Source organism: Chryseobacterium ginsenosidimutans, from assembly GCF_039536845.1.
Classification (GTDB): domain Bacteria; phylum Bacteroidota; class Bacteroidia; order Flavobacteriales; family Weeksellaceae; genus Chryseobacterium; species Chryseobacterium ginsenosidimutans_B.
The window spans coordinates 44,693-70,712 of sequence record NZ_BAAAZJ010000017.1; the positions used below are offsets into that span (position 1 = coordinate 44,693).

Below are 26,020 nucleotides of genomic sequence, written 5' to 3' on the forward strand. Positions count from 1 at the left end.
TTCTTAGAGTCGGTTTTTGTATTTTAATAATTAAATGCTGCCCAGTTTTTTCTCTGCAATCGGAACCCAGTTTTCATCATGACGAAGCAAAATTATTTTGTCAACTAAAAATTTAGTTTTGTAATCTTTGTCCTTATAAATTTCCCATGCTTTTAGATAATTCTCATAAGTCAGATTTCTGTAGCCGACTGTCATATGAGGATTAAAAGTGTATTTCATGAAATTAAACCTTTGATGAACTTTTAAGTATAATTCTTTTAATCGATCATTGTTTTCCAGCTGTACAAAAAGCACAGGATTCTTCGGATTTGCAAAACTTCCGAAACCATTTAATTCAATTTCAAATGGAGAAATAGTAGTGTCAATTTTTTGAAAGGCTTCATGAATATCATTTTCTAAATCTAGCTCTCTGGAAAATGGAGGAAACAAAGTTATATGTGCATCATTTTTCAATGCTTTTGAATTTTCGTAGTTGACGGCAAGATCTTTTTTAAAGATTTTTATCTCTTCAATAATTTCCTGTGGTGGATAAATCGCAATGAAATATAGTTTCTTCATCCATTGAAATTAATAAAATTAAAAATAAATTTCATACATAAGAAAATTATGTATAGATTTGCTAGGTATAAAAGATATGAAAAAGAACAGTCTTTACAAAGGAACCCTGCAAAACATCATTCTAAAGCTACTCGCAAAAGAAGTGAAAATGTATGGTTATCAAATCACTCAGCGTGCAAAAGAACTCACGCAAGGGGAACTTGAAATGACGGAAGGCGCGCTATATCCGCTTTTGCATAAACTGGAAGCGGAAGGAATGATTATGTCCGAAATTCAAAAAATAAATGGAAGAGACCGTAAGTATTACCTTTTGACCGAAAAAGGAAAAAAACAGCAAGTGGAACAGGAAAATGAAATGAAAAATTATTTATTCAACCTAAACACGATTTTTAATATATGATAACCATAGAACAAGACAGACAAATTACATTATATCTGAATTCTAAAAAATTGGATTCACAATTGCTCATCGAAGTTAAAGATCATTTTATTTCCCAAATTTCTAACCTGATGGAAAGAAAAGATCTCAATTTTCAGGAAGCTTTTTTGGATACTAAATTAAGCTGGGCAAAAGAACTCGAAATGGTAAAAGCGGATCTTTTTTCTTTCAGAAAAATTGCAAAAATAGAGAAAGAAATTCTTCACAGAAGATTTCGAAAAATGATGATGATTGCGTTTTTGTGTGCGCTAATTTTAGTCGCTGTTTTCAACTTAAATGAAAATGTTTATTTGTGTTTACAAGGCAGTCTGATTGTTCTGCATTTTGGATTTGTTTTATACAACTTTATCTTCAAAAAGATGAAATTTACAGAATACCGACAGATGAGTTTTCATCCTTTATTATTACGAAACTTATTGTTATTATTGTTTGTTATTCCGGCTTCCAATATGTTGTTTTCAACAAGAGAGGGTTTTTGGGAATTTCCGTTGAATCATGTTTTTATCACTTACGCAGTGATTATCCAAATTCAGTTACTTTATTTTAGAATTAAAAAGATAAATGTTTTATTGACATGATAAATAAATTGCAAGAGCAGCAAATAACAGATTATCTTATTCTTCACAGACTTCCGTTAGACATTTTACTGGAAGTAAAAGATCATATGATTTCGCAGGTTTTGGATATTCAGATCAATGAAGATCTGAGCTTTGATGAAGCGCTTCATAAGACCCAGAAATTGTGGGAAAGTGAATTTAAAATGACCAAATATTCCGTATTTTACAAAGAGGAAATTCCTGTGATTGTAAAGAAAATTATAAGAGAGAAGTATAATAATATCATTAAAAAATCTTTATTCTTTGGATTAATTTCTTTTGCAGTAAATCTATTATTTGTTTATTGGTCGGCTGATCAGGAAGTTTATAATGAACTTTCCAGAATGCAGAACTGTTTATTTGTTTTGACTCCTTTTTTGATTTGGATTTTTAATTCTAAAATGAGAAAATATGTAAGGCAAGATTTTAAATATCAAGGTAAATTATTGTACACAATGTATCAGCAAAATTTAGGTTTATTCGTTGTAAGCATGAATGTTATGTTTCAAGTGGTTATTCGAGATGACAAACATGTATTTAAGTTTTTCAGAACACAAGCGCCCATAGAAATATTTCCGTTAAGTATTGCTTTAATCGTACCTTTTATTTTACAGGTAATTGTCATTTTTGTTTTAATTAATTTTTTCGAACACAAAAAAGCATTAGCCAAAATGCAAAATTTCCTGAATATTTCAACACAATAATCTTTACATTTTTATCAGTGTGTTTTTTGTGCTATGTTTCATTTCAGCGATTGTATTTTCAATGGCATCTGTGATTTTTTTGATCTCAACGTGAGGTTTAAAAGTAAATACTTTTCCCTTTTCTTCATCGGCAATATTCGAAAGAATAATGACAGACGTTTTTGTTTCCGGATAGAAAATATTCAGGGAAGGAGAACCTTTCACATAACCACTGTGAAAATAAGCAGAAGGCTTTCCTGTATTGGACATAATTCCGTAACCATAACCCATTTTCCCGAAAATAGGATGATGTCTTTCTGCACTTTTGGTTTCGAATTTTTGTAAAGTTTCAGAATTTAAAATTTTCCCATTATATAAAGCATTATTCCACATGTGAAGATCATCAATTGTAGATAAAATTCCACCCGCAGGAATTCCGATATCTTTATTGCCTAATCTTTTGGGCATATTTTGGATTTTTTCAAAAACTTTTCCATTTCCAAGATAAGCTCCTGCGAAATTTTCCCCTTCAAATAAATTTCCTGTGGAAGAATGGCTCATTCCGACTTTTTTGAATAATTCCAAAGCATTTTCATCGTAAGATCTACCTGAAACTTTTTCTACAATTTTTCCAAGCGTATTAAAACCGTCATTAGAATAAAAGAAATCCGATCCGCTTTTAAACTGAAGTTTTCCTCCCAAAGTATTCAATCCGGAAGTGTGATTCAAAAGCTGATGAATGGTGATGTTTTCGTAGTCTTTATTTTGAAAATCTTTTAAATATTTTGAAACTTTATCTTCAACACTCAATTTTCCCTGTTGCATTTGAAGTAAAACCAAAACTGCCGTAAATTGTTTACTTACAGAGCCAATTGCAAAAACGGTGTTGCTGTCAATTTTTATTTTATCCTTAAAATCAGAAAACCCCTGATTTTTTCTATACAATTCTAACGAATCTTTGAAAACAGCAATACTTCCGTTAAATTCATACTTTTTGAAAACAGAGTCAATTTGATTTTTTAAAAGATTTTTTTCAAAAACAGTAATTGTACTGTCGATGATGGCTTTCTTATCAACATTAATGGTTTTTACTGATTTAATCTCCTGTTGACATGAAATTAAATTAAGTAATAAAAATGTTATCAGGATGGGAGAGAGTAATTTTTTATTCATTTAATGTTTTTCTTTTTGTAAGCAATTTGTATGCCTTTAGAACAAAAAACTTCTAATTCTGATGAAGAGGTTTAGTATAAATTATATAAAATATTAATTAAAAAGAGACCGTATTGACATTGTTTGTTTCTGAAGTTGTAAAAGTATTTTTTTAGTTGGTAAAAATGTGTCGGTGAATGAGAAGTTTTTAATTAAATTGAAATATTTTGAAACATTCTTATTTTGAAATCAAATCACAGAACCAGAAAACATATTCTCCGGCTTCTTCATTTTCATCAGCCTTTGGCCTTGGATAAGTTTTCTTTACCGTTTCTCCAATTTCAAACTCAATTGGGTTTTTAAAAATCGGTCCATCAAAAGTAAAGGTGTGAAATTCTCCATTTTCTCCGCAAGGATCAACATTTTCAGGTAAATCATTAATAAAATTCTTATCAATAATTCTTCCGGCAAAACTTTTATCGAGATACGTTTCGTTAACGCAAGTGACAATTGTTTTAAAACCAAGATCTAAAAATTCATTGATGAGGTCGGTTGTATCAATTTTCCAAAGCGGAAAAACGCCTTTCATTCCAATTGCCTCTAACTGATCTTCACGATATTTCTTTAAGTCTTCCAGAAAAATATCTCCGAAAATCGAATGAGTAACGCCCTGAGATTGTATTTCCTCCATTGTTTTACTCATAATTTCACGATATTCTTCCATGGATGGCTCTTTCGGAAGCTCCATTTTAATTAAAGGAAAGCCTAAACTTTCAGCCTGCTTTTCTAAAAGCGAAACATGAACACCGTGCATTGAAATTCGCTGGAATTCTTTATTAATGCTTGTCAACAAAGAAGTAACCTCAAATTGGTCTTCTTTTAAAGTTTTGTATAAGGCAAGAGCGGAGTCTTTTCCGCTGCTCCAGTTGAAAATGGCTTTTGGTTTCATTTTGTAAATATTAAACCTTCAAGGTTTTGAAAACCTTGAAGGTTTGAATTATACGAGTTAAAATTCAATAATAAATTCGTTAATATCTGAATAATCCTTTTCCCCAAGATGGTAAAGTTTAAAATAATCCTCATTTTTAAAAAGTTCGGTTACAAATTTCCTGTTGAGTTTGGTTGGCTTATGAGAAATAATGCTTTGATAAGAGCTCCAAGGATAATCCCAAATATAATCTGAAAAACCATGTTTTACAGGATTGAAATGAATATAATGGATGAGTTTTTTGAAATATGCTATTGTAGGAACTTCTTTTCTTTCAAAGTTTTTTTCAAACAAACTGCCGGTTCTGTTGTATCGCTTATTAATGGCTTTAGCATAAGAATTAAAAAAATGTCCAAATTGTAGATGGACATCAATCTTTTTAGGAATTTCGGTTGCCGTGTATTCTAATTTTTCAATCTTTATTTCTTCAAAAGGCTTCACATAAACCAAAATGTGAAAATGATTTTTTAATAAGACCCAGGCAATTGTATCGCAAAATGGAGAAATGTATTGATGAAATCTATTCAGAAAAAAGGTGTAATTCTCAGGATCAAAAAAAATATTCTGTCCATTATTACCTCTATTATAAATATGATAGTATTTACCAGATTCTAGTAAAGGTTTGTTGTTCATTTTATCATTTGTGTGTATTATAAACCTTCAAGGTTTTTAAAACCTTGAAGGTTTGTTTTATGTGACTACATATTTCTTCTATACTTCCCACCCACTTCAAACAAAGCATTGGTAATTTGTCCAAGAGAGCAATATTTCACGGCATCCATCATTACATTAAATAAATTTTGCTGATTGATAGCAGCGTGTTGTAATGTTTTTAAAGCGGCTTCAGATTTATCTTCATTAGATTTTTGGAAATTATGAAGCGTTTCAATCTGAACCTGCTTTTCTTCCTCGGTCGAACGGATAACTTCTCCAGGGCGAACCGTTGGCGAACCATCTTTTCCTAAGAAAGTATTTACTCCAATGATCGGATATTCTCCTGTATGCTTCAACCATTCGTAATGCATGGATTCTTCCTGAATTTTAGAACGTTGGTACATTGTCTCCATTGCTCCTAAAACGCCACCTCTTTCTGTGATTCTGTCGAACTCTGCATAAACAGCTTCTTCCACCAAATCCGTTAATTCTTCAATAATAAATGAACCTTGAAGCGGATTTTCATTTTTCGCTAATCCTAATTCTTTATTAATAATCAACTGAATAGCCATTGCTCTTCTTACAGACTGCTCAGTCGGAGTCGTAATCGCTTCGTCATAAGCATTGGTGTGAAGTGAATTACAGTTGTCATAAATTGCGTAAAGCGCCTGAAGCGTTGTTCTGATATCGTTAAAATCAATTTCCTGAGCGTGAAGCGAACGTCCTGAAGTTTGAATATGATACTTCAACATTTGGCTTCTTTCGTCTGCGCCGTATTTCAGTTTCATCGCTTTTGCCCAGATTCTTCTTGCCACACGTCCAATCACTGAATATTCAGGGTCGATTCCGTTAGAGAAGAAGAACGATAAGTTTGGAGCGAAATCATTGATATCCATTCCTCTTGACAAATAATATTCAACATAAGTAAAACCGTTTGCCAAAGTAAATGCCAACTGAGAAACCGGATTTGCACCCGCTTCTGCAATGTGATATCCTGAAATAGAAACCGAGTAGAAGTTTCTTACTTTTTCTGTGATAAAATATTCCTGAACGTCACCCATTAATCTCAAGGCAAATTCAGTAGAGAAGATACAGGTATTCTGAGCCTGATCTTCTTTTAAAATATCGGCCTGAACCGTACCACGAACGGTCGCGATCGTTTTAGCCTTAATTTCAGCATAAGCTTCAGCAGGAATAACTTCATCTCCCGTGATTCCTAATAATTTCAACCCTAAACCATTATTGGAAGGAGGTAATTCTCCGTTATATTTTGGTCTTTCTAAGCCTTTGTCATCGAATTTTGCTTTTAAAACAGCTTCAACTTTAGCTTCTAATTTATGTTCAGCAATATATTTTTCAACATTCTGGTCGATGGCAGCATTCATGAAGAAAGCCAACAGCATCGGAGCCGGTCCGTTGATTGTCATTGAAACTGAAGTCATCGCATTCACCAAATCAAATCCGGAATACAATTTTTTCGCATCATCTAAAGTTGCGATAGAAACTCCCGCATTTCCGATTTTACCATAAATATCCGGTGGTAAAGCAGGATCTTGTCCATACAATGTTACAGAGTCAAACGCTGTTGAAAGACGTTTTGCATCCATTTCCGCAGAAACGTAGTGAAATCTTCTGTTGGTTCTTTCTGGTCCTCCTTCTCCTGCGAACATTCTTGTCGGATCTTCTCCTGTTCTTTTGAATGGATAAATTCCGGCTGTGTAAGGAAATGCTCCCGGAAGATTTTCCTGACCTTTCCATTGGATCAAATCACCCCAATCATTATATTTTGGTAAAGAAATTTTTGGAATTCTTAAGTGGGATAAAGATTCTGTTGAGGTTTCAACTTTAATTTCTTTTCCACGAACGAAATAGGAATAAAACTCAGCTTTGAAAGCCTGTTTCGTATCATCCCAATTTTTTAAGAAGTCGATATTTTCCTGTTGAAGATCTTTTTCTGCTTTTTGGTATTCAGAATCTAAAGTTTCATTGGAAAGGAATTTTTTCACTCCTTCAATGTGATACATTTTTCTTGCTAATCCAGCCTGTTTTTGAACATTAGCATCGTATTGTCTGTTGTTTTCAACGATTTCTGATAAATAACGAACTCTTTTTGGAGGAATGATCGTTACTTCTTCCGTAATTTCCTGTTCAACAAAACCTTGAAACTGTGGAGCGTTGTCACCCTGAGCTTGTCGAAGGGTTTCATTAACTTTTGAAATTAATCTGTTGAATAATTCAGTTGTTCCATGATCATTGAACTGAGAAGCTTTTGTTGCGTAAACCGGCATGTCATCCAATGGACTTTCCCACAACAAATGATTTCTCTGGAACTGCTTTCTAACGGCTTGAAGCGCATCCAAAGCGCCACGTTTGTCAGATTTATTTAAAGCAACCAAATCCGCGTAATCCAACATGTCGATTTTTTCCAACTGAGTGGAAGCTCCGTATTCAGGAGTCATCACGTACATGGAAACATCCGCAAAATCAGAGACTTCCGAACCTGATTGACCGATGCCCGAAGTTTCCAAAATGATAACATCAGGATGAGCCAATTTCAATACATTCAATGCTGAATGAATAAACGGAGAAACAGAAACGTTGTTTTCCCTCGTCGCCATCGAACGCATATAAACTCTCGGATCATTGATCGCATTCATACGAATTCTGTCACCCAACAATGCACCTCCGGTTTTCTTTTTCGAAGGATCAATTGAGATGATGGCAATCTTTTTATCTGTATTGGAACGTAAGAAACGTCTTACCAATTCATCTGTTAAAGAAGATTTTCCGGCTCCACCGGTTCCTGTGATCCCGATAATCGGAATATTTAAGTCTTTTGATTTTTCGTCAATGGCTTTTACCAATTCCGGTTTTTCTTCTGAGAAGTTTTCAACCGCAGAAATGATCTTAGCAATGCTTATAGAATTTTCAAAACTAATTAAATCTAAATCATTTGCTGTAACATCTTTTCCTGTCGCGAAATCTGATCTTTTCACCAAATCATCGATCATTCCCTGTAAACCAAGCTCACGACCGTCGTCCGGAGAATAAATTCTGTCGATTCCGTAAGCCATGATATCTTCGATTTCTTCAGGCAGAATTACACCACCGCCACCGCCGAAAATTTTGATCTGCGGAGAGTTTTTCTCTCTTAAAAGGTCGTAGATATATTTGAAATATTCGTTGTGACCGCCTTGATAAGATGTTAATGCAATTGCGTTGGCATCTTCCTGAATCGCTGTGTTTACAACTTCTTCAGCAGATTTATCGTGACCAAGGTGAATAACTTCGCATCCTGTTCCCTGAATGACACGACGCATGATATTAATCGCAGCATCATGACCGTCGAATAACGACGCAGCTGTCACGATTCTTACTTTATTTGTTGGAGTATATTTTTGGGTTTCCATAAAAAATCTAGAAAATTTCTGAATTTCCAAATATAATAATAAAATAAGAACCTGTGTTTTATATTTAAATTATTGAAAATTAATTGTTTAAATGTTTTTTAAGAATGGGTTGTTCCCCAGCAGAACAAACATTCGTTTAGAAATGATAACTAAAATCTTTATTTTTGCATCATATTATATTAAGGTATGAAAAAAGCATTACTGTATTTTGCATTGGGAACTGTTTTAAGTTTTTTAATTAATTATTTCTTTTACAGTTCTGAAAACCTTGGTCTGGATATTTATTATGCTTTGGCTTTCGGTATAGCATGGGGAATTGCTTATTATCTGGATACACCCAATTTTACATTACCCCAAAAATTAGGTTTGTCTTTCGTGGCAATGGGGATTTTGGTTCTTGTCGGTACTTTATTATTCGGTTTAGAATTGGCGATACCTTCGATTCTTAAATTTTCAACTGTTTTTGTGGCTTATTATTTAATTGCAAGTTTTAGAGGAAGCAAGTCATTGAGAAAATAAAAAAAGAGACTGCCTTTTATAAGACAGTCCCTTTTTTATTTAATGGATCATCAGAAAGCTTACTAAAGCAAGACCGATGACCAAAAGCATAAATGCAAAGAAATTTATTGTAAATAATATGATCCCAATTATAAAGCTTACTGCTCCGTGGATGTGATAGACTCGGCGATGGGCAATAAAGAAGTAGACCATACTATACAGCAGTAAAACTGCTATCAATAAATATAATAGAATATTAATAAAACCAATATTTATTATACTTGTCAATTTTGCAATTAAAAATATAAATAAAATATTCAGCAAAAGAAAAGAGAAGTAATGCAGCGTGAAGATTCCATGATCGAAATACCACCATTTTTTTTTGCTGTGAAAAATCCAGAGAAAGAAAGCAAACAACGGAAGATAAATGAAAAGAGCCTTCGGCATATTATGGAATGATTTTTCTGCCAGATTTTTAAAGATTTCGGATTTTTTGACCCCATTTTCTTTTAATTCGAAAAATTTGTGAGCCAATGGATTTTGTATAAAATCAATAACTGATGGATTTTTAGCTGCTGCAGAATCATAGGACTTTCTTGTTTTAAACCCTTTATAATTAATATCTGCATCAATTTTCTTATCCATTTCGAAAGTTTCTTTGAAATCATTTATTTCGGAAGAATCGGACAATAACGCATTAAGTTTTTTAACCGTTGCGGAATCTTCCTGACTTAGATTTTTTTCTGCTTTTATACTGTCGAGTATTTTCTGTACCTCTGCAGCTTTTATTTTTTCGAAAAAACTTGTTTTATTGTGGTTTCCGGCATCTTTCTTATCTGGCTTATCTGATAAATTAATATTTATCATCGGAAAAAGAGCAAACATAAAAAAAGTGATGAAGCTGACAAAAATATAAAGCTTTACAGGCGGTACGAATTTCTGTCTTTTACCTTCCAGATAGATACTTGTCAATTTTCCGGGTCTGAAAAGAAGATTTTTAATGGTACCCCAGAACTGTCCGTCGTAATGTGTAAAATCTTCTACAAAGTGCGTGAAAAGATAATGGAACGGCTGTCTTGTCTGTATGTTTTCCTGTCCGCAGTGTGCGCAGAACCTTTCCTCTACGATATGTTCGCAATTCAGGCAGTTTTTTTCATCTCTCAGTTTTCCGTGACTCATGTTTTTAGTTGTTTGGGCAAATATAATTATTTCAGAAAATAAAAAATGATTTTTAATTTTAAATATACGTAAGAAAACATAATTTATTCATTTCTATTTGATTGATTATATGATCTTAAAGGGTTTTAGCTTGGCCAAATTGTATTGGATAAATTCTTAATAATACTATTTTCAATACATTAGATGTGAATATGTTTTTGCATTCCGAAAATAATTTGTACCTTTGCACACCCTTTTAGGGGGAAATTATGTTTAATCTTTAACTAAAACGTGTGAATACATTAAGTTACAAAACTGTTTCAGCGAACAAAGCTACTGCTAATAAAGAATGGGTTGTGGTAGACGCTGAAGGACAGCCGTTAGGAAGACTAGCTTCTACGGTTGCAAAGATTTTGAGAGGTAAGCACAAAACGAACTTTACACCTCACGTAGATTGTGGTGATAACGTAATCGTTTTGAATGCTGGGAAAGTTACTCTTTCAGGAAACAAGTGGAACGATAAGACTTATATCTGGCATACAGGTTATCCTGGAGGACAGAAGTCTATGACAGCTCTTGAACTTCAGAAAAAAGATTCTTTAAAAGTATTGGAAAAATCTGTAAAAGGTATGCTTCCAAAAAACAGATTAGGATCTGCATTGCTTAAAAACCTTTATTTATATGAAGGAACTGAGCACAAGCATGAAGCTCAACAGCCTAAAACAATTAATGTTAACGAATTTAAATAATTAATTATGTCTATAGTTCACAAAATCGGAAGAAGAAAAACTGCTGTAGCAAGAGTTTATGTAAGACCAGGTTCTGGAATCATTACAGTAAACCGTAAAGATGCTAAAGAATATTTCTCTACAGACGTGATGGTTTATAAATTGAACCAGCCGTTCATCCTTTCTGAAACTGTTGGTCAGTATGACGTTACCGTAAATGTTTTCGGTGGTGGTAATACAGGTCAGGCAGAAGCTATCAGATTAGGTATTTCAAGAGCTTTATGCGAAATCAATGCTGAGTTCAGATTAGCTTTGAAACCTGCTGGTTTACTTACAAGAGACGCAAGAATGGTGGAAAGAAAGAAGCCAGGTCAGAAAAAAGCAAGAAAGAGATTCCAATTCTCAAAACGTTAAGAATTGCGGAAAGCTTAAAGCAATATGCAATAAGCTATTTGAAAAACTTATTAAACTTTTTAACTCGCTTGAAGCTTGCAGCTTAATGCCTAAGGCCGAAAGCAAATTGCCCGTTACGTTTAGCATCCAAACACTTCTCCCATCTAAAGAAGTTGTTGATTGTTTAAGAAACGGAAAGTAAACTAACAAAAACAGAAAACATGGCAAAAGCAAATGTAAAAGACCTTCTAGAGGCTGGTGTACACTTCGGTCACATGACTAGAAAGTGGAATCCAAATATGGCTCCATACATTTTTATGGAGAAAAATGGTATTCACATTGTAGACTTACATAAAACAGCAGTTAAATTAGATGAAGCTTGTAACGCTTTAGAAAAATTAACTTCTGCAGGTAAAAAAGTTCTTTTCGTAGCTACTAAGAAGCAAGCGAAAGAAGTTGTTGCAAAACACGCTTCTGAACTTAATATGCCTTATATTACAGAAAGATGGCCAGGTGGTATGTTGACGAACTTCGTTACTATCAGAAAGGCTGTAAAGAAAATGAACCATATCGACAAAATGAAAAAAGACGGTACGTTCGAAACTTTATCTAAAAAAGAAAGATTACAGGTAGACAGACAAAGAGCTAACTTAGAGAAAAACTTAGGTTCTATCTCTGACATGGTTCGTCTTCCTTCTGCGATCTTCGTTGTAGATATCATGAGAGAACATATCGCTGTAACTGAAGCTAAGAAATTAGGTATTCCAGTTTTCGGTATTGTTGATACAAACTCTGACCCTAGAAAAGTTGATTTCGTTATCCCAGGAAACGATGATGCTTCTAAATCTATCGATATGATCTTGAGCGTTGTTTCAGAATCTATCAAAGATGGTCAGACTCAAAGAAAAGCTGATAAAGAAAAATCTAAAGAAGAAGGAGAAGTAGTATCTGCTGATAAAGATGCAGATTTCGATTCTGCTGAATAATTGAAGATTTATCTTTAAAATAAAAAAACGCTGAACTTTTGTTCGGCGTTTTTTATTTTATAAAATTGTAGATTAATAATTTTCTATAGTTTTTTATTTAATTCGAAACTGTCACATTATAAGAGCTGGTAACAAACTTTGTTTTCTGATAAACAGAATTACAAACCATCCCTGAAATATTGTAATTTTGGTTTTTTAAAACCATTGCCGAACCGATTTTATTGGCTGCGATCGGAATTTTCTTAAAATAGTTATTTCCACTTATTGTTAAAACCATGTTACATCGGGAATTATTTTCTACGGTGATTGATGTTTTTGGGCTGTCTTCGGAACCGTTTAATAAATCTGTTAAAACTTCTGCTGTTTCGGATTTATACGTCTTAATTAAGGCTTGATATTCTCTTTCAGTCTGAGTTGCGGAAGTGTTACTGCTTCCTGTATTTGAAGTAGGAGGATAGGGCTTTCTTACAGGATAATTCGTCTTATAAGTTGTTGTACTGCCACAACTGTTCAAGAATGTAATAAGAGCTATTGAATAAGGCAATAGTTTTTTCATATTTAAATTTTCGTTGTGTAAATTTAATCAGTTTTTCTGATAGTATTTTTATTTTCAGCTACTTTAGGGTTATTTATAGTTAAAAAAATACTCTTTTTAATGTCTTTTTGAGAAGAATATATTACATCACAAATGTTGCTTGTTAAAGTATAAGATCCTTTATTAATAACAATAAAGTTTTCGCCTTTGGCAGGTACCGCCATATTGTAAAAATTCTTTCCGTGGATTCTTAAAACAAGATTACAGTCCGAATTATTTTTAAATAAAAGTATGACTTCTTTACTGCTTATATCTTCATTAAACATGGCATTGAGAAGCTTTACAGTTTTTTCTTTATGTTCCGTGGAAGTGGAAGCTATAAGCTTTTTGAACTCTTCAGCATCGGAAGAGCCTGGATTTTTCATTATGCTGGTTGAGATTTCGGAAATAATAGGGCGTGCTTCCATTGGTTTTGCTCCTATTTTACCCTTTGTCCATTCGGAGTTTTTTAGAGCAATTAATTTAGGTTTTAAAACATTTTTCCTGGGATCGTCGGGATGACAGGATTTTAGAAACTCTTCAATTTCTTGAATGTTTTTACTTTCCAGAATGTTTTTGGAAGTGCTTTTTACATTACTGGTAGAACAAGATATCACTATTGTAAATAATGATATAATTAAGGCATTTTTTTTCATGACTTGAATTCTTAAAGTTGAATAAATTTTTGTGTTTTATAAATGACAATATGAGGATGTAAAATTTTACAACCTTTGGTTTTTTAAGTGAATTTTATTACTTAAAAATTAATAATACGTTAAATTTTTAAAGCTATTTGAATGAATAGGTGTTTTTTCATCATTTGTTTGTCTTTAATTAATTTTAAATTTAATATAAGTAATCGTTTTTCCTTTTGCGGAAAACAACTCTTCATAATATGTTCTGATGTCTCTCAAATGCGGCGTATTGGGATCATATTCTGCAGCTCCGTAGATATCGTGATGAGCACTTACAATTTCATAACCTGCACCTTGCAGGAAGCCCAAAGTATAGCCATGAAGGAATTCAGAATCTGTTTTTAAATGAACGATTCCGCCGGGTTTTAAGAATTTTTTATATCTGTCTAAAAAATCAGGGTGAGTTAATCTGTGTTTCGTACGTCTGTATTTGATTTGTGGATCAGGAAAGGTAATCCAGATTTCATCCACTTCATTTTCTCCGAAAAAGTGATCTACAAGCTCGATCTGGCTTCTTAGGAATGCAACATTGTGCATTCCGTTGTCAACGGCTTCTTTGGCTCCAAACCAGAATCTCGCTCCTTTGATATCGATTCCTATAAAATTTTTCTCAGGAAAAGTTTTCGCAAGACCTACGGAATATTCTCCTTTTCCACAACCTAACTCCAAAACTATCGGACTGTCATTCTTAAAGAAATCTGTTCTCCATTTTCCTTTAAGTTCGAAACCGTTTAAAGCTTCTTCTCTTGTAGGCTGAATAACGTTTGGTAATATTTTGTTTTCGGCGAATCTTGCTAGTTTGTTTTTACCCATGAGAAATTTATAAAATCCCGCAAAAATAATGAATTTTACGCAAATGCTTCGTTTTTAACAATGAAAAATAGAAATTGCAAAATTATTTTTTAGCAGAACTTCCCAAAGCCACCATCAAAGGTTTCTGAATGGTCTTTTGTGAAGCATATTGCGCACCGCAAACAATACCTGTAAATAAGTAATCACCTTTTTGTACTACGATAGAATTATCGCCGTGTGCGGGAACAGGAAGTCTGTATTTTGTGGTCCCGATTCCTTCTATTCTAATGATGATATTACAGTCGGATTTGTTTTCGATCATTACAATACATTCTTTGGCATTCGGATCGTTATCGAAAAGTGAATTTAAGATTTTTACGGTTTTATTTTTGTGTTCAACCGGATTTTCAGCCATTAACATGTTAAATTCAGAAGCTTCTGCGTCGGGAATTGCAGCGGCAGGTTTTGATGATGATGAGCTAGCTGTGGGGGCAATATAAACGTTCTGTGGAGTACTTGGTGTATATACTACCGCAGATTGTCCCATTTGTAGTTCCTTTTGATATTTTGCTATTTGTTTTTGTTTAATAATAGCATTCATTTCATCAAAAGATATTTTTGTGGAAGGTCTTCTTTTCAGCATAGCGAGCCAGTCCTGCATCTGTCTTACTTTCTGATCTCCTGGTTTTGCATTTTTGATATATTCTTTCATCATGTCCATCACCCGGGGTTTCAGAACAGATCTTCTCGGATCGTCGGGATGTGCATCTCTTAGGAAAGCATTGATTTCGTAGATGCTTTTGCTTTTCAAAATTTCGCTATAATCTTTACCTTTCGATTGAGCAGAAAGATTGATAAAAAGAATGGCACTAAAGAATAGAAGTAACTTTTTCATTCACTAATATTAAAAATAAAATATTTTTCTTTTTACTGTATATGGTTTTAAGTTATTAGTCTAAAAAAGGTAGCTAAAATCACACCATTTTATGTTAAATACTGAATTTTGTAATAAAATTAAACATTATTTAAAAATAACAAAAATGTATATCGCAATTTTAGCAATATACATTTTCTAATTCATTACAAAGATGTGCAATTTATTTTACAACATCCTGAAGGTGAGAATTTCTCAATCTTCGTTGGTAAATTGGTAAATATTTTTCGATCGGGACTTTTACAGCTTCAAAATTTCCTACCATAATGTAAGGTTCAATATTTTCTGAAGTATAAACGAACTGAAGGAAATTATCAATAAGGTTTTCAGGAATTTTAAATTTTGTGAAATATTCTTTTCCTAAATAATTTTTCATCTGAGTAACAGAGTTATTCATTTTCTCATAAGCCATGTAACGCTGTTTTTTCTTTCTTTCTCCGGAAAGAATATCGTAAATGCTTTCTAGACTGAAGGTAAGACCGCCATCTCTCAATCCGGCAACCGGAAGCTGAGGAGAAGTTCCGTCACCTTTAGGTTCAGGTAAACCAATTACTTTTTTTATAGCTAATCCTTTGTCTTCTTTTCTTATGGCATTCACATCATACCTGAGATTTCCCGTAGGTCTGAATCTGTTAATTACAACTTCCTGAATATCGTGATAGGCAATTTTTAGTTCAATTAAATTTTTCTGATCCATCATTTGAGGAGTAAGTTTATAGTCTTTTCTCTCCGTGACAATTGAAGTAAAACGAATAACATCTCCCGGATTTGCAGGAATAGTAAAATCACCATTATAATCAGTAAGTACAGTCTTCTGAGTATTAAGATTGGTAACATATACCTGATTGAGATATAAAACAGAATTATCCCTTAGAAAAACTTCTCCAGAATATAGCTGAGCGTTAATTTTTGCCAGAAAAACCAACAGCAGTAGAGTAAATAACTTCTTCATATAATTAGGGCAAAATTACGCAGAATTGCATCAATTTATACCTATTTTAGTAGTGAAAACAGGTTAAAGTTATATTAAACTTTGCTTCAAAATTGTTAATGAATGTTATAAGGATTTGTTTTTGTTAAAAATATGTGAAAATCCTTTTATTTTTAGTTCGGAAATTAATAATTCTTTACCAAAAGCCAACTTGAATATTTTACGGTAGTGCTTCCGCCAAATTCTGTCCAGCTTATGAAATACCAATAGGTCGCCGTATTCACAGGTCTTCCGGTAATTTTCCCGTCCCAGATGAATCTGTTGGAAGGAGTTCCTCTGAAAACTTCTGCCCCGTACCTGTCAAAAATCCTGAACACAATATTGTCATTATCCATTAAGGCCGAATAATCTATTGCATCATTGTAACCGTCTGCATTTGGAGTAATGGTATTAATAAGGTTAATAATAACGAAAGTTCTTGTAATTTCTTCACATTGGTTGGAATCACGAATATGAATGATATGGTTTCCTCTCGGAACATTGGTGAATACATTTGAGCTTTGCCAGCTTACACCATCCAAAGAATATTCGTAAGGAGGAGTTCCGCCGCTAACACCGATAGTAACGGTAGTTCCATTAATTTCTATCATGGTAATTACCGGAAGTGTAGATTCTATAACATTCACGTTTTGTCTGTAAGTACAGCCGTCGAACGTAAGATCTACCCAATAGCTTCCTGCAGGAACATTCGTAATCGATGGAGTTGTAGCTCCCGTACTCCATAAATAGCTGTCAAATCCAGGCCCTGCATCTAATGTTGTCAAAGTTTTAGGACAAATAATTTTATCAACTAAAATAAGAGAATGCTTAGGTGTTTTTATCGTAATTGTAATGGATGCTACATTAGGACAGGCTCCCGGTTTTTCAAATCTTATATAAATGGTCTGAGTTCCGGTAAGGTTCATTGGGTTAGTAACCTGAGCCACATTATTTTGTGCATCTGCCAAAGTAGGGTGGAAGGTCACTGTAACCAAAGGATCGCTTGTATATTGACTGATGTATGGTAGTAAATTAATTATTTTTGTGCCATCCAGATCATCATCACACATTGTAACTGCGTACGTTGTTTTTATTAACGGAATTTTTGCTCCGACATTAAATATCAGTGGCTTAATTACCGGCGGGCAACCATCCGGAGAATCTACTCTTATATAAATAGTTGTAGTAGTAGTATAAGTCCAGTTATTGGGTAATGTATTTAAATTTCCAGCATTAGCATCAGTGATATTCCCATAATATCTTACACCGGGAAAATAAGCGGGATTACTTAAAACTATCGGGGTAATATCCGTTAAAGTCACATTTACTATACCGTCTAAATTACCATCACAAAATGTACCTGTATAATTGCTGATTACTGTTGCAAAAGGAAATAGATTAAGAGTGATCTGTGCAATAGCTTTACATCCGACTGCATTTTTTATTACAGCATAGACTATCGTGCCGTTTGCTGCGGGATAAGCTGTAGGAGTTGTAATTGCAGTGCCGGGAGTTTCGTTTTGAGCATTTAGCAGGGAAGTATAATAAGTAATTGTTACCGGAGAATTACCTGTAACATTAGCCGTTGTTAAATTAAAAATACCTTGTCCCGATCCATTATCACAGGCATTCAAAGTTGCATTATTGACTGTTAAAGTCTGAATATTAATGGTTACAGTTACAGTTTCACAATCCGGAAAATCGGGATTATTCCCACAGAAAGTATAGGTAAATGTATCTGTTCCTGCTGTTCCCGGATTTGTTACAGTATAGGTGATGATACCTGTTGTAGTATTTACAGTAGCCGTGCCCAAAGTTGGTGCAGTAAGAATTGCAACGGTGGAAGGAACGGGTGTTTGTGGAGAAGTCGTAAATGTCGGAGTAATAGTTTTTGTTGTACAGATATCGTAAGTTGCGTTAGTGAGTTTCGTACAGTTTAAAACTTTAAATTGTTCGGTTATCAGCGGAGCACAGCTTCCCATCGTTACGGAACATGTATAATAACCGGATTGTGTCGGAGTTATCGAAGAACCTGTAGCTCCAGGAATTAAAACTCCGCCAACATACCATTGATAGGTATCATAGATAATAGGATCAACTGTAAGAACAATTCCCGGGATACAATCTCCTCCTGATTTTAAAATTACAGGCTGAGTAGGAAATCCTGCAAAAAAGCCACCATAACCGACTGCATCACTTCCCGCATTGATTCCCGCCATAATCGCTTTAGTAGAAGCTATGGTGATGGTACCTGTAACGTTCGGGATTCCATATGTTACCCAATTGTTTGTCCCAGTCATATCATATGGTCCTGTCACTGCTGGTGGAACACCTCCATTTACAGTTAGAACAGCTCCTCTTTCAGTGATTATATTTAATTTTGTTGGAATATTTAGAATTCCTGTAGGGTTTCCGTTAGAATAAACAAAGTTTTCATCTATAAGACCAAGTTCATTAATTTGTTTGGGTAGATAGCAGTTAAGAGCAGGAATAAAATTAAAACCTCCTGTTGCTACTTCATTTCCAGTGGTATTTGCTCCTGCAAGAATCTGATAAATGTAAGCATTTTTAGTGGTTTTGATATATAAATTATAATGACCATTAGTTCCCTGAAGCTGATATTTAGAATCGGGAATAACAAAATATTGTCCGATATTTAAAGTTGCAATAGGCGTTACTTCATTATTTACGCGAACTTCAGTATTGTTTTCAGTGGCAATTACAAGCGCACCTTCCATATTTGAACCAATATTTCCATTTCCTTTTACTAAGGCAAATTCGTTTCCTAAACGTTCAACCGGAACAGCCTGATCCATCAGAATATCTGAACTTGTAGGGAAATTTCCGGCATATTGTCCGTTGAAATTCCCATTGGTAACATTTACATTTTTATTGGCGACAATTTTTGCTCCGATAAAACCGTCGGAGTTTCCGGTATTACTGCCTATACCGTCAATGATATAGGATTGCCCTTTATTTAAAGTAAAAGTCATGGTCGGGGTAGTAGTTCCCGTGGTTCCGTTTGAGAATTGAACGGTAGGTTTATATCCCGAAATAGTAACGGTCGTATTATCTTCGGTTGCCAAAATACTCGCCATGAAGTTCAAAATAGAATTACTCACAGTAATCGGAGCATTGGCAGCATAGAAAAGTTTTCCTGTGGAAGGAATTCCTTTTGAAGTAATAATTTCTGCGTGATTGTAGACAGAAAATCTTAAATTGGCATAAAAAGGAAATTCAGCTTTTACATAAATCCCTTTCGTGGTTGGTGTAAAAAGATCTGTTTGTTGCGTTGTAATAATATAATCCCGTAAAATATCTATCTTTTGAGGATTATTTTTGCTGATATTTACAGTAGCAATTAATATATTATTATTATAAATACTTACCGGAAAAGAGGTTGTACGATTTGTAGAAAGGTATAATTTTTGGTATGGATTCGGGTTTCCAGTTCGGTCTATCATAGGTGCAAACCAATGTTCCCTATCCAATTGAGCAAATGTAGAGGTGAAAAAATAAATTATAAATAAAAAAGATAGAATTTTCTTCATTCAGATATTGCCTTTAACACAAATTTAATAATAAAAAGTGTTATCTACTTAAAAAATAAATAAAAAACCATGATTTTAAAATCATGGTTTTTTTATTTAAAAAATTATCAGTCAAGATTTTTTACAAGAATCCAACCGGAATATTTTATTTTGGTTTGAGCTTTATTTGGTTCTGTCCAAGTGATTTCATACCAGTATGTTGCGGTTGGAAGTTTTTTACCATACATCGTTCCGTCCCATCTGTAAGCATTGAACTGTTTTGCCTCGTGTACTTTGTTTCCGTATCTGTCATAAATATTGAAAACTAAGTTCTTTTTGTAAGACAATTCCGAATAATCGATATAATCATTTCTGTTATCTCCGTTCGGTGTAATCGTATTAAGCAGATTCGGAACAGTTACAGTCACATCAATCGGTTCACAGTTATAAAAATCTTTTACATAAATACTGTTTTCGCCTCTTGGAAGATTTTCAAAATAGTTTGAATCCTGCCAGTTCGTACCATCCAGAGAGTATTTGTAAGGAGCAGTTCCTCCGACTACTGCTACGGTAATGGTATTATTTTTAATATCAAGAGTTGAAATTACAGGTTGTACAGCCTGAACAACTTTTACATCCTGTTTTGTATAACATTCGCCTGTTTTTAAAATTACCCAATATGTTCCGACTGCAACATTGATCGTTTGTGTTGTAGCTCCTGTGCTCCATTGGTATCCGTCAAATCCGGGTCCTGCGTCTAATGTTGCTTTATTTTCGATACAGATAATTTTATCACTTAATACAGTAGATTTTACAGGAGGAATAACTACCAACGTGATCTCTGCTATGCTGTAACATCCGTTTGAATTCGTCACTTTTACATACACTTTTGTATTTGATGAAATGTAAGCCGATGCAGGCGAAATTTCATTTATTCCGTTGGAAAGATCAGCAAGAGTACGGTAGTATTTTTTAATAAGTCCCATTTGCGTAGTAAATCCTGATGTCTCAAGATTAAACGATGCAGTATCGGGTTTACTTTCAATATAGCAAGATCTTATGGTTACATTTTTTACGGTAGGATTAGGATCTACAATTAAAGTCATTGTTACCTGTTCACAGCCAACTCCCGTCGCAGGATTGGCACAGAAGTGATAAACAATCACGTCATTACCGACAAATCCGACATTTGGAGTATAAATAATATTTCCTGTCGCAGCATCTATTGTTGCCGTTCCTTTAGTCGGAGGAGTGTCGATCTGTAATGTCCCTGAAACAATTGAAACATTGTTGTTGGTGAATTTTGGAATGATAATTTTTTGAGGATCACAAACAATTAAACTTTTTGTAACCTGCTCATAACAAGATTCAACAATAAAGATAGGAGTGGTTGCAAAACATCCTCCCATTCCTACTTTTACAGTGTAATTCCCTGGCTGCATCGGAGTGTAGGTATAGGTATTAGCACCTGGAATAGGTGTTGTTCCCAAAAACCATTGATATGATTCAAAACTATCGCCTACTTCCAAAACAACTCCGGGAACACAGTCTCCCGTTTTACTGACTACGGGAACAGAAGTGAATCCTGCAAAATATCCTCCATATCCAACCACACCACTTCCTCCTGCAATTCCTGCAGTAACAGCTTTATTGGACGTAATTGCAACATTTCCTGTAATTCCTGTAAGAGAGTAAGACTCCCAGTCTAATGTTCCTGTTACGTTATATGGTCCTTGAGCTGCTGTTGGTGTTATTGGTGCTCCACCATTAATACTGTAACTAACAGTGGCACCTTTTTCTGTTAAAATATTTAATTTAATATTATTTGTAACCTGATTATTTGGCGATTGAGGAAGCATTTGAATCATTCCGATTTCGTCAATTTTTCTTGGTAATAAACAATTAAGTGGAGGTATATAATTAAAACCAATGGTTGCGCTCGTAGTTGCTGTGCCCGCAAGAAGCTGATAAACATACGCATTTTTCGATGTTCTTACATACATGTTGTAATGGTCAGTACCTTGATTGATATAATTGGTATTGCTAATTTCATTTACCCTGTAATGTTGTCCTTCGTTAATGGTAGCTACTTCGACAGGATTATCATTTACAAAAATTTTAGTATCATTCTCTGTAGCTACAATCAATGCATCTTCAGTTGCCGCAGAAATATTTCCGTAGCCTTTTACCAAAACAAATTCTTTTCCTAATCGGTCAGTAGGTACAGATTGATCCATGACGATATCTCCACCTGTTAATGGAGTTCCGATATTATATTCGCCCAAAAAGTTTCCGTTGGTTACAGAAATCGGTTTGTCTGAAACGATTTTAGCTCCAATAAAACCTTTTAAGTTTCCGGGTTGATTTCCTCTTCCTTCAATAATATATGACTGTCCTTTATTCAATGTAATAGACATACTTGGCATTGCCGTTCCCGTAGTTCCGTTTGTAAATACAACAGTGGGTGAATATCCGGAAATAGTAACAGTGGTGTTATTCTCAGTAGCAAGGATTCCGGTTGTGTAATTCATCCCTGAACTTGCATTGGTAATTGGGGCAACAACAGCATAAAATTTAGTTCCAATCCCAGCTTTTCCTTTAGATGTTAAAATTTCGCCATGTGCAGGAACCGTAAATCTGAACGTTGCAAAGAAAGGTTTAGTCCCTTTAAGATAAAGCCCTTTAGTACCAACAGCGAAAAGATCTGCCGCGGTAGATCCTATCATATCTGTTGTATTGATATAATAAAACTGTGGATTGCCCTTACTTATTGTTACCGTAGTAATGATTACATTATTATTATAAATATCAACATTGAAAGGGGTGGTGGAATCTGTAGAAAGATAAACGGCCTGTTTTGCACTTGATAAAGATAAACTGGCAGACGAAAAAGGGGCAAACCAATGTTCAGTATCCCTTTGTGCCGAAAGATGAATGAATGCAAAAACAAATAAGAGTATGAAATAGAGTCGTTTTCTCATAGTTATGTGATTAGTTTTTGACAAAAATAGAGTTTTATTTCTAAAATATTATAAAAAGCACAAAAAAAACACAGTTTTAAAACTGTGTTTTTAATAATGTATGATAAATAGTATTAATCTCTGTTTTTAACAAGAATCCATCCTGAGTATTTTATTGGAGTTTGCTTGCTGTTTGGTTCGTTCCAGCTGATATCAAACCAATAGTTTCCGGTAGGTACTTTTTTGCCACCAACTGCACCGTCCCATTTGTATCCGTTGGCTTTATTTCCTTCGTGTATTTTAGTTCCGTATCTGTCGAAAATATTAAATACGAGATTCGGTTTGTGGGATAATTCCGAATAATCAATCACATCATTTACACCATCTCCATTCGGAGTAATTACATTGATTAAATTAGGAACCGTAACTTCCACATCAATAGGATTACAGTCGTAATCGTCTTTCACATAGAAAGTATTATTTCCTCTCGGAACATTATTAAATACATTAGAATCCTGCCAGTTGATGTTATCTATTGAGTATTTGTAAGGGGCAGTTCCTCCTACTACGTTTACAGTAACTGTATTGTTTGAAATATCAATAGTAGAAATTACAGGTTGTTCAGAAGCATATACTTTTACAGTTTGTCTTGTTGTACATTCTCCTGTTTTCAAATCAACCCAATATGTACCTACTGCTACATTACTGATCGTTTGAGTTGTCGCTCCTGTGCTCCATTTATAAGCTGTAAACCCAGGACCTGCATCCAACGTTGTTTTGTCTTCCATACAAATAATTTTATCTTCTAAAATATTTGAATAAACCGGAGGAAGAACAATTAATGTAACTTTTGCAATTCTGAAGCATCCGTTTGCGTTGCTTACTTTAATATAAACAACCCCGTTTGGTGCAATATAATTTAAAGGGTTCAAAATTTCATTTGTTCCGTTTTGTGCATCAGTTGGAGATGGATAGTATTGTTTAATAATTCCGGTGCTTACTGTTACTCCGGCTGTTGTTAAATTAAATAAACCTGTTGCCGGATTCGTTGGAATGAAACAAGATCTTAAAGTTGCTTCAGTCACAACCGGGCTTTCCGAAACCGTGAAAGTCAAAGTTATTTGTTCACAATCTGTAAATTCGGGATCGTTTCCGCAGAATTTGTAAACCATAGTATCTGTTCCTGCAAATCCGAAATTTGGAGTATAAATAATTACACCATTCGGATCTACTACTACTGTTCCGTTTGTTGGAGGGGTAATAATTGTTACTGTACTTGGCACATAAGTCTGAGTAGAATTCGTAAATGCAGGAACAACTGCCTTGAATCCTTCACAAACCGTCAGAGCCTGCGTCGACTGGTGAAGACATGTAAACACTTTATAAACAGGAGTTACTGCAGGAGGACAAGATCCTATTGTGATTCTTACCGTATAGTTTCCTGCAGTGATAGGAGTGTAGCTATTTGTAGTAGCCCCCGGAATTGGATTTCCATTTAAATACCACTGATACGTTTCATAGCTGTCATCCACTTCCAGAATAATTCCCGGGATACAGTCGCCTGTTTGCTTGCTAATCAAAGGGATAGAAGAGAATCCTGCAAAGTATCCACCATATCCTGCCGTGCTATATCCACCGTTTACTCCGGCAGTTACCGCTTTTGTTGAATTTACAGTTACATTCCCTGTAATTCCGGTAATTGCATAGGTTACCCAGTTTGTATTTCCTGTTAACGGGTAAGGACCTTGTGCAGGAGTTGGAGTTGTCGGTGCTCCGCCATTAGTACTATAAGTAACAGCGGCTCCGGCTTCTGTTAAGATATTCAGTTTTAGTGTAATACCTGTTACACTAGGCATTTCGTTAATTTTTCCGATCTCATCAATTTTTCTGGGTAAGAAACAGTTCAACGGCGGGATATAGTTGTATCCTCCCGTGTTGTTTTCTGTACCTACACCAACCAACTGATATATGTATACATTTTTAGAAGTAGAAATAAACATATTAAAATGCCCGCTTCCTGCTCCTTGTTGAATATAATTGGTTTCATTAATTCTGTACCATTGACCCGCATTGATGGTTGCAATAGGTGTAGTAGCACCATTAATATAGATTTCTGTGTTATCTTCTGTAGCAATGACAATTCCGCCCTCCATATTTTCAGCGGGTGCGGTAGATCTTGTTTTTACCATGGCAAAGGTATTTCCCAACCTTTCTACGGGAACCGACTGGTCCATAATTAAATCTGAACCACTTGAGCCTAAAGCGCCAAAGTTACCATTGGAACTCCCATTGGTAAGGGTTACAGGCTTATCCGAAACAACTTTGGCTCCGATAAACCCAGTAAGGTTTGCAGGAGTACCATTGTTTCCTGCCATAAGATATGACTGTCCTTTATTTAGAGTAAAAGTATGAGAACTCGGTCCATTTGGAGTTCCTCCCAAAAAGACTAATCCTGTGGTTGTCCAGGAAACGGTAACCTGAGTGTTATCTTCAGTTGCCAGAATTCCTGCTGTGAAGTTGTTTGCCGTACCGGTTCCTGCACTTGTATTAGGAGGATTGGCAACATAAAATAATTTACCGATTCCGGCTTTTCCTTTTGAGGTGATAATCTCACCGTGAGATCCCTGAGCAGATCTTAAGGTACAGTAAAAAGGTTTATCACCTTTTAGGTATAATCCTTTGTTGATAACCTGAAGAGCTTCAGAAGTGACAGTTGCTGCAATTAAATTGGCAGCGACCGTGTAAGACTGAGGATTCCCTTTACTGATAGTAACGGTCTGAATCAGAACGTTATTGTTGTAAATCTTGACATCAAAAGGAGTTGTAGAGTCCGTTGACAGATATACCGCATTGGTATATCCTGAGGTGGATGCATAATAAGGTGCAATCCAGTGGTCTGTATCCCTTTGTGCAAAGAGGGTATTAATGCTAAGGAACATTAATACAAAAGTTAGTAGAAATTTTATCATAAATATGGAATTAGGATTATTGCAAAAATAATAGAAATTTTTATTAAATTCTTTTTTTATTAACTTTTAGTAATAAAAACCCACGATTTGAAAAAAATCGTGGTTTGTAAATTTATTTAAGAAGTGTTAGTCTATATTTTTGACTAAAATCCAACCGGTGTATTTGATTGGTGTTTTGTTTTTATTGGGTTCATTCCAGTTGATGTGATACCAATAGGTTCCGGTCACTAATTTTTTGTCATAATGTTTACCGTCCCATTTGTAATTGTTGAATTTATCCCCTGTGAATATCTTGTTTCCGTATCTGTCATAGATCACGAAAGTAAGGTTATCCTTGTAAGCTAATTCACTGT

22 protein-coding genes are annotated in these 26,020 nt (G+C 34.5%); 7 read left to right on the forward strand and 15 right to left on the reverse strand.

Going from position 1 to position 26,020, the window contains the following annotated elements; translation table 11 throughout:
- Positions 1-30: 30 nt before the first annotated feature.
- Entirely contained in the window at positions 31-558 is a 528-nt protein-coding gene (locus ABD745_RS21410; RefSeq protein WP_344835036.1) for a 2'-5' RNA ligase family protein, read from the reverse strand.
- Positions 559-634: 76 nt separating this feature from the next.
- Between ABD745_RS21410 and ABD745_RS21415 the strand changes: the two genes are divergently transcribed.
- From ABD745_RS21415 to ABD745_RS21425, 3 genes are read left to right on the forward strand one after another with little or no spacing between them, the layout of a single operon-like run.
- Positions 635-958, forward strand: a complete 324-nt coding sequence (locus tag ABD745_RS21415) for a PadR family transcriptional regulator (protein ID WP_344835039.1) — start codon at positions 635-637, stop codon at positions 956-958.
- Positions 955-1,575 (forward strand): hypothetical protein, encoded by a 621-nt coding sequence (locus ABD745_RS21420; protein WP_344835042.1) that lies wholly within the window; start codon positions 955-957, stop codon positions 1,573-1,575. The genes ABD745_RS21415 and ABD745_RS21420 overlap by 4 nt, the downstream gene beginning before the upstream one ends.
- A complete protein-coding gene (locus ABD745_RS21425; protein ID WP_344835045.1) occupies positions 1,572-2,297 on the forward strand; it encodes a hypothetical protein in 726 nt (241 codons plus the stop codon). Before ABD745_RS21420 ends, ABD745_RS21425 begins: the two co-directional genes overlap by 4 nt.
- 3 nt (positions 2,298-2,300) lie before the next feature.
- On the opposite strand, the gene ABD745_RS21430 is transcribed toward ABD745_RS21425, so the two are convergent.
- The 4 genes from ABD745_RS21430 to ABD745_RS21445 form a co-directional block, all read right to left on the reverse strand.
- Entirely contained in the window at positions 2,301-3,449 is a 1,149-nt protein-coding gene (locus ABD745_RS21430) for a serine hydrolase domain-containing protein (protein WP_344835047.1), read from the reverse strand.
- A 217-nt stretch (positions 3,450-3,666) separates the two neighbouring features.
- Positions 3,667-4,377 (reverse strand): Dph6-related ATP pyrophosphatase, encoded by a 711-nt coding sequence (locus ABD745_RS21435; protein ID WP_344835049.1) that lies wholly within the window; start codon positions 4,375-4,377, stop codon positions 3,667-3,669.
- Positions 4,378-4,434: 57 nt separating this feature from the next.
- Positions 4,435-5,049, reverse strand: a complete 615-nt coding sequence (locus ABD745_RS21440; protein WP_344835051.1) for a hypothetical protein — start codon at positions 5,047-5,049, stop codon at positions 4,435-4,437.
- Positions 5,050-5,114: 65 nt separating this feature from the next.
- A complete protein-coding gene (locus ABD745_RS21445) occupies positions 5,115-8,480 on the reverse strand; it encodes a methylmalonyl-CoA mutase family protein (RefSeq protein WP_344835054.1) in 3,366 nt (1,121 codons plus the stop codon).
- A gap of 186 nt (positions 8,481-8,666) precedes the next feature.
- Between ABD745_RS21445 and ABD745_RS21450 the strand changes: the two genes are divergently transcribed.
- Complete coding sequence (locus ABD745_RS21450; RefSeq protein ID WP_344835057.1) at positions 8,667-8,999, forward strand: hypothetical protein; 333 nt, start codon at positions 8,667-8,669, stop codon at positions 8,997-8,999.
- Positions 9,000-9,038: 39 nt separating this feature from the next.
- Here the strand turns inward: ABD745_RS21450 and ABD745_RS21455 are convergent, their stop codons facing one another.
- Positions 9,039-10,157: a DUF3667 domain-containing protein gene (locus ABD745_RS21455; protein ID WP_344835059.1), complete on the reverse strand. Its 1,119-nt coding sequence runs from the start codon at positions 10,155-10,157 to the stop codon at positions 9,039-9,041.
- 272 nt (positions 10,158-10,429) lie between these two features.
- Between ABD745_RS21455 and rplM the strand changes: the two genes are divergently transcribed.
- From rplM to rpsB, 3 genes are all read left to right on the forward strand, one after another.
- The gene (gene rplM / locus ABD745_RS21460) at positions 10,430-10,885 is read left to right on the forward strand and encodes a 50S ribosomal protein L13 (RefSeq protein ID WP_047397369.1); all 456 of its coding nucleotides are present in this window, start codon (positions 10,430-10,432) and stop codon (positions 10,883-10,885) included.
- Between the two features lie 6 nt (positions 10,886-10,891).
- Complete coding sequence (rpsI, locus tag ABD745_RS21465; protein ID WP_047397368.1) at positions 10,892-11,278, forward strand: 30S ribosomal protein S9; 387 nt, start codon at positions 10,892-10,894, stop codon at positions 11,276-11,278.
- Positions 11,279-11,478: 200 nt separating this feature from the next.
- Positions 11,479-12,243, forward strand: a complete 765-nt coding sequence (gene rpsB / locus ABD745_RS21470; protein WP_344835065.1) for a 30S ribosomal protein S2 — start codon at positions 11,479-11,481, stop codon at positions 12,241-12,243.
- A gap of 97 nt (positions 12,244-12,340) precedes the next feature.
- On the opposite strand, the gene ABD745_RS21475 is transcribed toward rpsB, so the two are convergent.
- The 9 genes from ABD745_RS21475 to ABD745_RS21515 all read right to left on the reverse strand — a co-directional run.
- Positions 12,341-12,799, reverse strand: coding sequence for a DUF6759 domain-containing protein (locus ABD745_RS21475; protein ID WP_344835068.1), 459 nt, complete (start codon positions 12,797-12,799; stop codon positions 12,341-12,343).
- A 23-nt stretch (positions 12,800-12,822) separates the two neighbouring features.
- Positions 12,823-13,473 carry a DUF6759 domain-containing protein gene (locus tag ABD745_RS21480; RefSeq protein WP_344835071.1) on the reverse strand — a complete coding sequence of 217 codons (651 nt, stop codon included), beginning with the start codon at positions 13,471-13,473 and terminating at the stop codon, positions 12,823-12,825.
- Between the two features lie 174 nt (positions 13,474-13,647).
- Positions 13,648-14,325 carry a tRNA (guanosine(46)-N7)-methyltransferase TrmB gene (gene trmB / locus ABD745_RS21485; protein ID WP_344835074.1) on the reverse strand — a complete coding sequence of 226 codons (678 nt, stop codon included), beginning with the start codon at positions 14,323-14,325 and terminating at the stop codon, positions 13,648-13,650.
- 82 nt (positions 14,326-14,407) lie between these two features.
- Positions 14,408-15,199 (reverse strand): DUF6759 domain-containing protein, encoded by a 792-nt coding sequence (locus ABD745_RS21490; RefSeq protein ID WP_344835077.1) that lies wholly within the window; start codon positions 15,197-15,199, stop codon positions 14,408-14,410.
- 202 nt (positions 15,200-15,401) lie between these two features.
- Positions 15,402-16,190 (reverse strand): hypothetical protein, encoded by a 789-nt coding sequence (locus ABD745_RS21495; protein WP_344835079.1) that lies wholly within the window; start codon positions 16,188-16,190, stop codon positions 15,402-15,404.
- Between the two features lie 164 nt (positions 16,191-16,354).
- Positions 16,355-19,759, reverse strand: coding sequence for a T9SS type B sorting domain-containing protein (locus ABD745_RS21500; protein ID WP_344835081.1), 3,405 nt, complete (start codon positions 19,757-19,759; stop codon positions 16,355-16,357).
- 107 nt (positions 19,760-19,866) lie between these two features.
- Complete coding sequence (locus ABD745_RS21505; RefSeq protein WP_344835083.1) at positions 19,867-22,719, reverse strand: T9SS type B sorting domain-containing protein; 2,853 nt, start codon at positions 22,717-22,719, stop codon at positions 19,867-19,869.
- 113 nt (positions 22,720-22,832) lie between these two features.
- Positions 22,833-25,667, reverse strand: coding sequence for a T9SS type B sorting domain-containing protein (locus ABD745_RS21510; RefSeq protein ID WP_344835085.1), 2,835 nt, complete (start codon positions 25,665-25,667; stop codon positions 22,833-22,835).
- 126 nt (positions 25,668-25,793) lie between these two features.
- On the reverse strand, positions 25,794-26,020 hold a 227-nt coding region (locus tag ABD745_RS21515), incomplete at its 5' end, for a T9SS type B sorting domain-containing protein (RefSeq protein WP_344834073.1).

What these genes read in the sequence shown, in the direction of transcription:
- ABD745_RS21415 (WP_344835039.1), top strand. Translation starts at nt 635, where the DNA reads ATGAAAAAGAACAGTCTTTACAAAGGAACCCTGCAAAACATCATTCTA.
- ABD745_RS21430 (WP_344835047.1), bottom strand. Translation starts at nt 3,449, where the DNA reads ATGAATAAAAAATTACTCTCTCCCATCCTGATAACATTTTTATTACTT.
- rpsB (WP_344835065.1), top strand. Translation starts at nt 11,479, where the DNA reads ATGGCAAAAGCAAATGTAAAAGACCTTCTAGAGGCTGGTGTACACTTC.
- trmB (WP_344835074.1), bottom strand. Translation starts at nt 14,325, where the DNA reads ATGGGTAAAAACAAACTAGCAAGATTCGCCGAAAACAAAATATTACCA.
- ABD745_RS21505 (WP_344835083.1), bottom strand. Translation starts at nt 22,719, where the DNA reads ATGAGAAAACGACTCTATTTCATACTCTTATTTGTTTTTGCATTCATT.
- ABD745_RS21455 (WP_344835059.1), bottom strand. Translation starts at nt 10,157, where the DNA reads ATGAGTCACGGAAAACTGAGAGATGAAAAAAACTGCCTGAATTGCGAA.
- ABD745_RS21445 (WP_344835054.1), bottom strand. Translation starts at nt 8,480, where the DNA reads ATGGAAACCCAAAAATATACTCCAACAAATAAAGTAAGAATCGTGACA.
- ABD745_RS21435 (WP_344835049.1), bottom strand. Translation starts at nt 4,377, where the DNA reads ATGAAACCAAAAGCCATTTTCAACTGGAGCAGCGGAAAAGACTCCGCT.
- ABD745_RS21410 (WP_344835036.1), bottom strand. Translation starts at nt 558, where the DNA reads ATGAAGAAACTATATTTCATTGCGATTTATCCACCACAGGAAATTATT.
- ABD745_RS21440 (WP_344835051.1), bottom strand. Translation starts at nt 5,049, where the DNA reads ATGAACAACAAACCTTTACTAGAATCTGGTAAATACTATCATATTTAT.
- ABD745_RS21425 (WP_344835045.1), top strand. Translation starts at nt 1,572, where the DNA reads ATGATAAATAAATTGCAAGAGCAGCAAATAACAGATTATCTTATTCTT.
- ABD745_RS21480 (WP_344835071.1), bottom strand. Translation starts at nt 13,473, where the DNA reads ATGAAAAAAAATGCCTTAATTATATCATTATTTACAATAGTGATATCT.
- ABD745_RS21420 (WP_344835042.1), top strand. Translation starts at nt 955, where the DNA reads ATGATAACCATAGAACAAGACAGACAAATTACATTATATCTGAATTCT.
- ABD745_RS21490 (WP_344835077.1), bottom strand. Translation starts at nt 15,199, where the DNA reads ATGAAAAAGTTACTTCTATTCTTTAGTGCCATTCTTTTTATCAATCTT.
- rpsI (WP_047397368.1), top strand. Translation starts at nt 10,892, where the DNA reads ATGTCTATAGTTCACAAAATCGGAAGAAGAAAAACTGCTGTAGCAAGA.
- ABD745_RS21500 (WP_344835081.1), bottom strand. Translation starts at nt 19,759, where the DNA reads ATGAAGAAAATTCTATCTTTTTTATTTATAATTTATTTTTTCACCTCT.
- ABD745_RS21450 (WP_344835057.1), top strand. Translation starts at nt 8,667, where the DNA reads ATGAAAAAAGCATTACTGTATTTTGCATTGGGAACTGTTTTAAGTTTT.
- ABD745_RS21495 (WP_344835079.1), bottom strand. Translation starts at nt 16,190, where the DNA reads ATGAAGAAGTTATTTACTCTACTGCTGTTGGTTTTTCTGGCAAAAATT.
- ABD745_RS21475 (WP_344835068.1), bottom strand. Translation starts at nt 12,799, where the DNA reads ATGAAAAAACTATTGCCTTATTCAATAGCTCTTATTACATTCTTGAAC.
- ABD745_RS21510 (WP_344835085.1), bottom strand. Translation starts at nt 25,667, where the DNA reads ATGATAAAATTTCTACTAACTTTTGTATTAATGTTCCTTAGCATTAAT.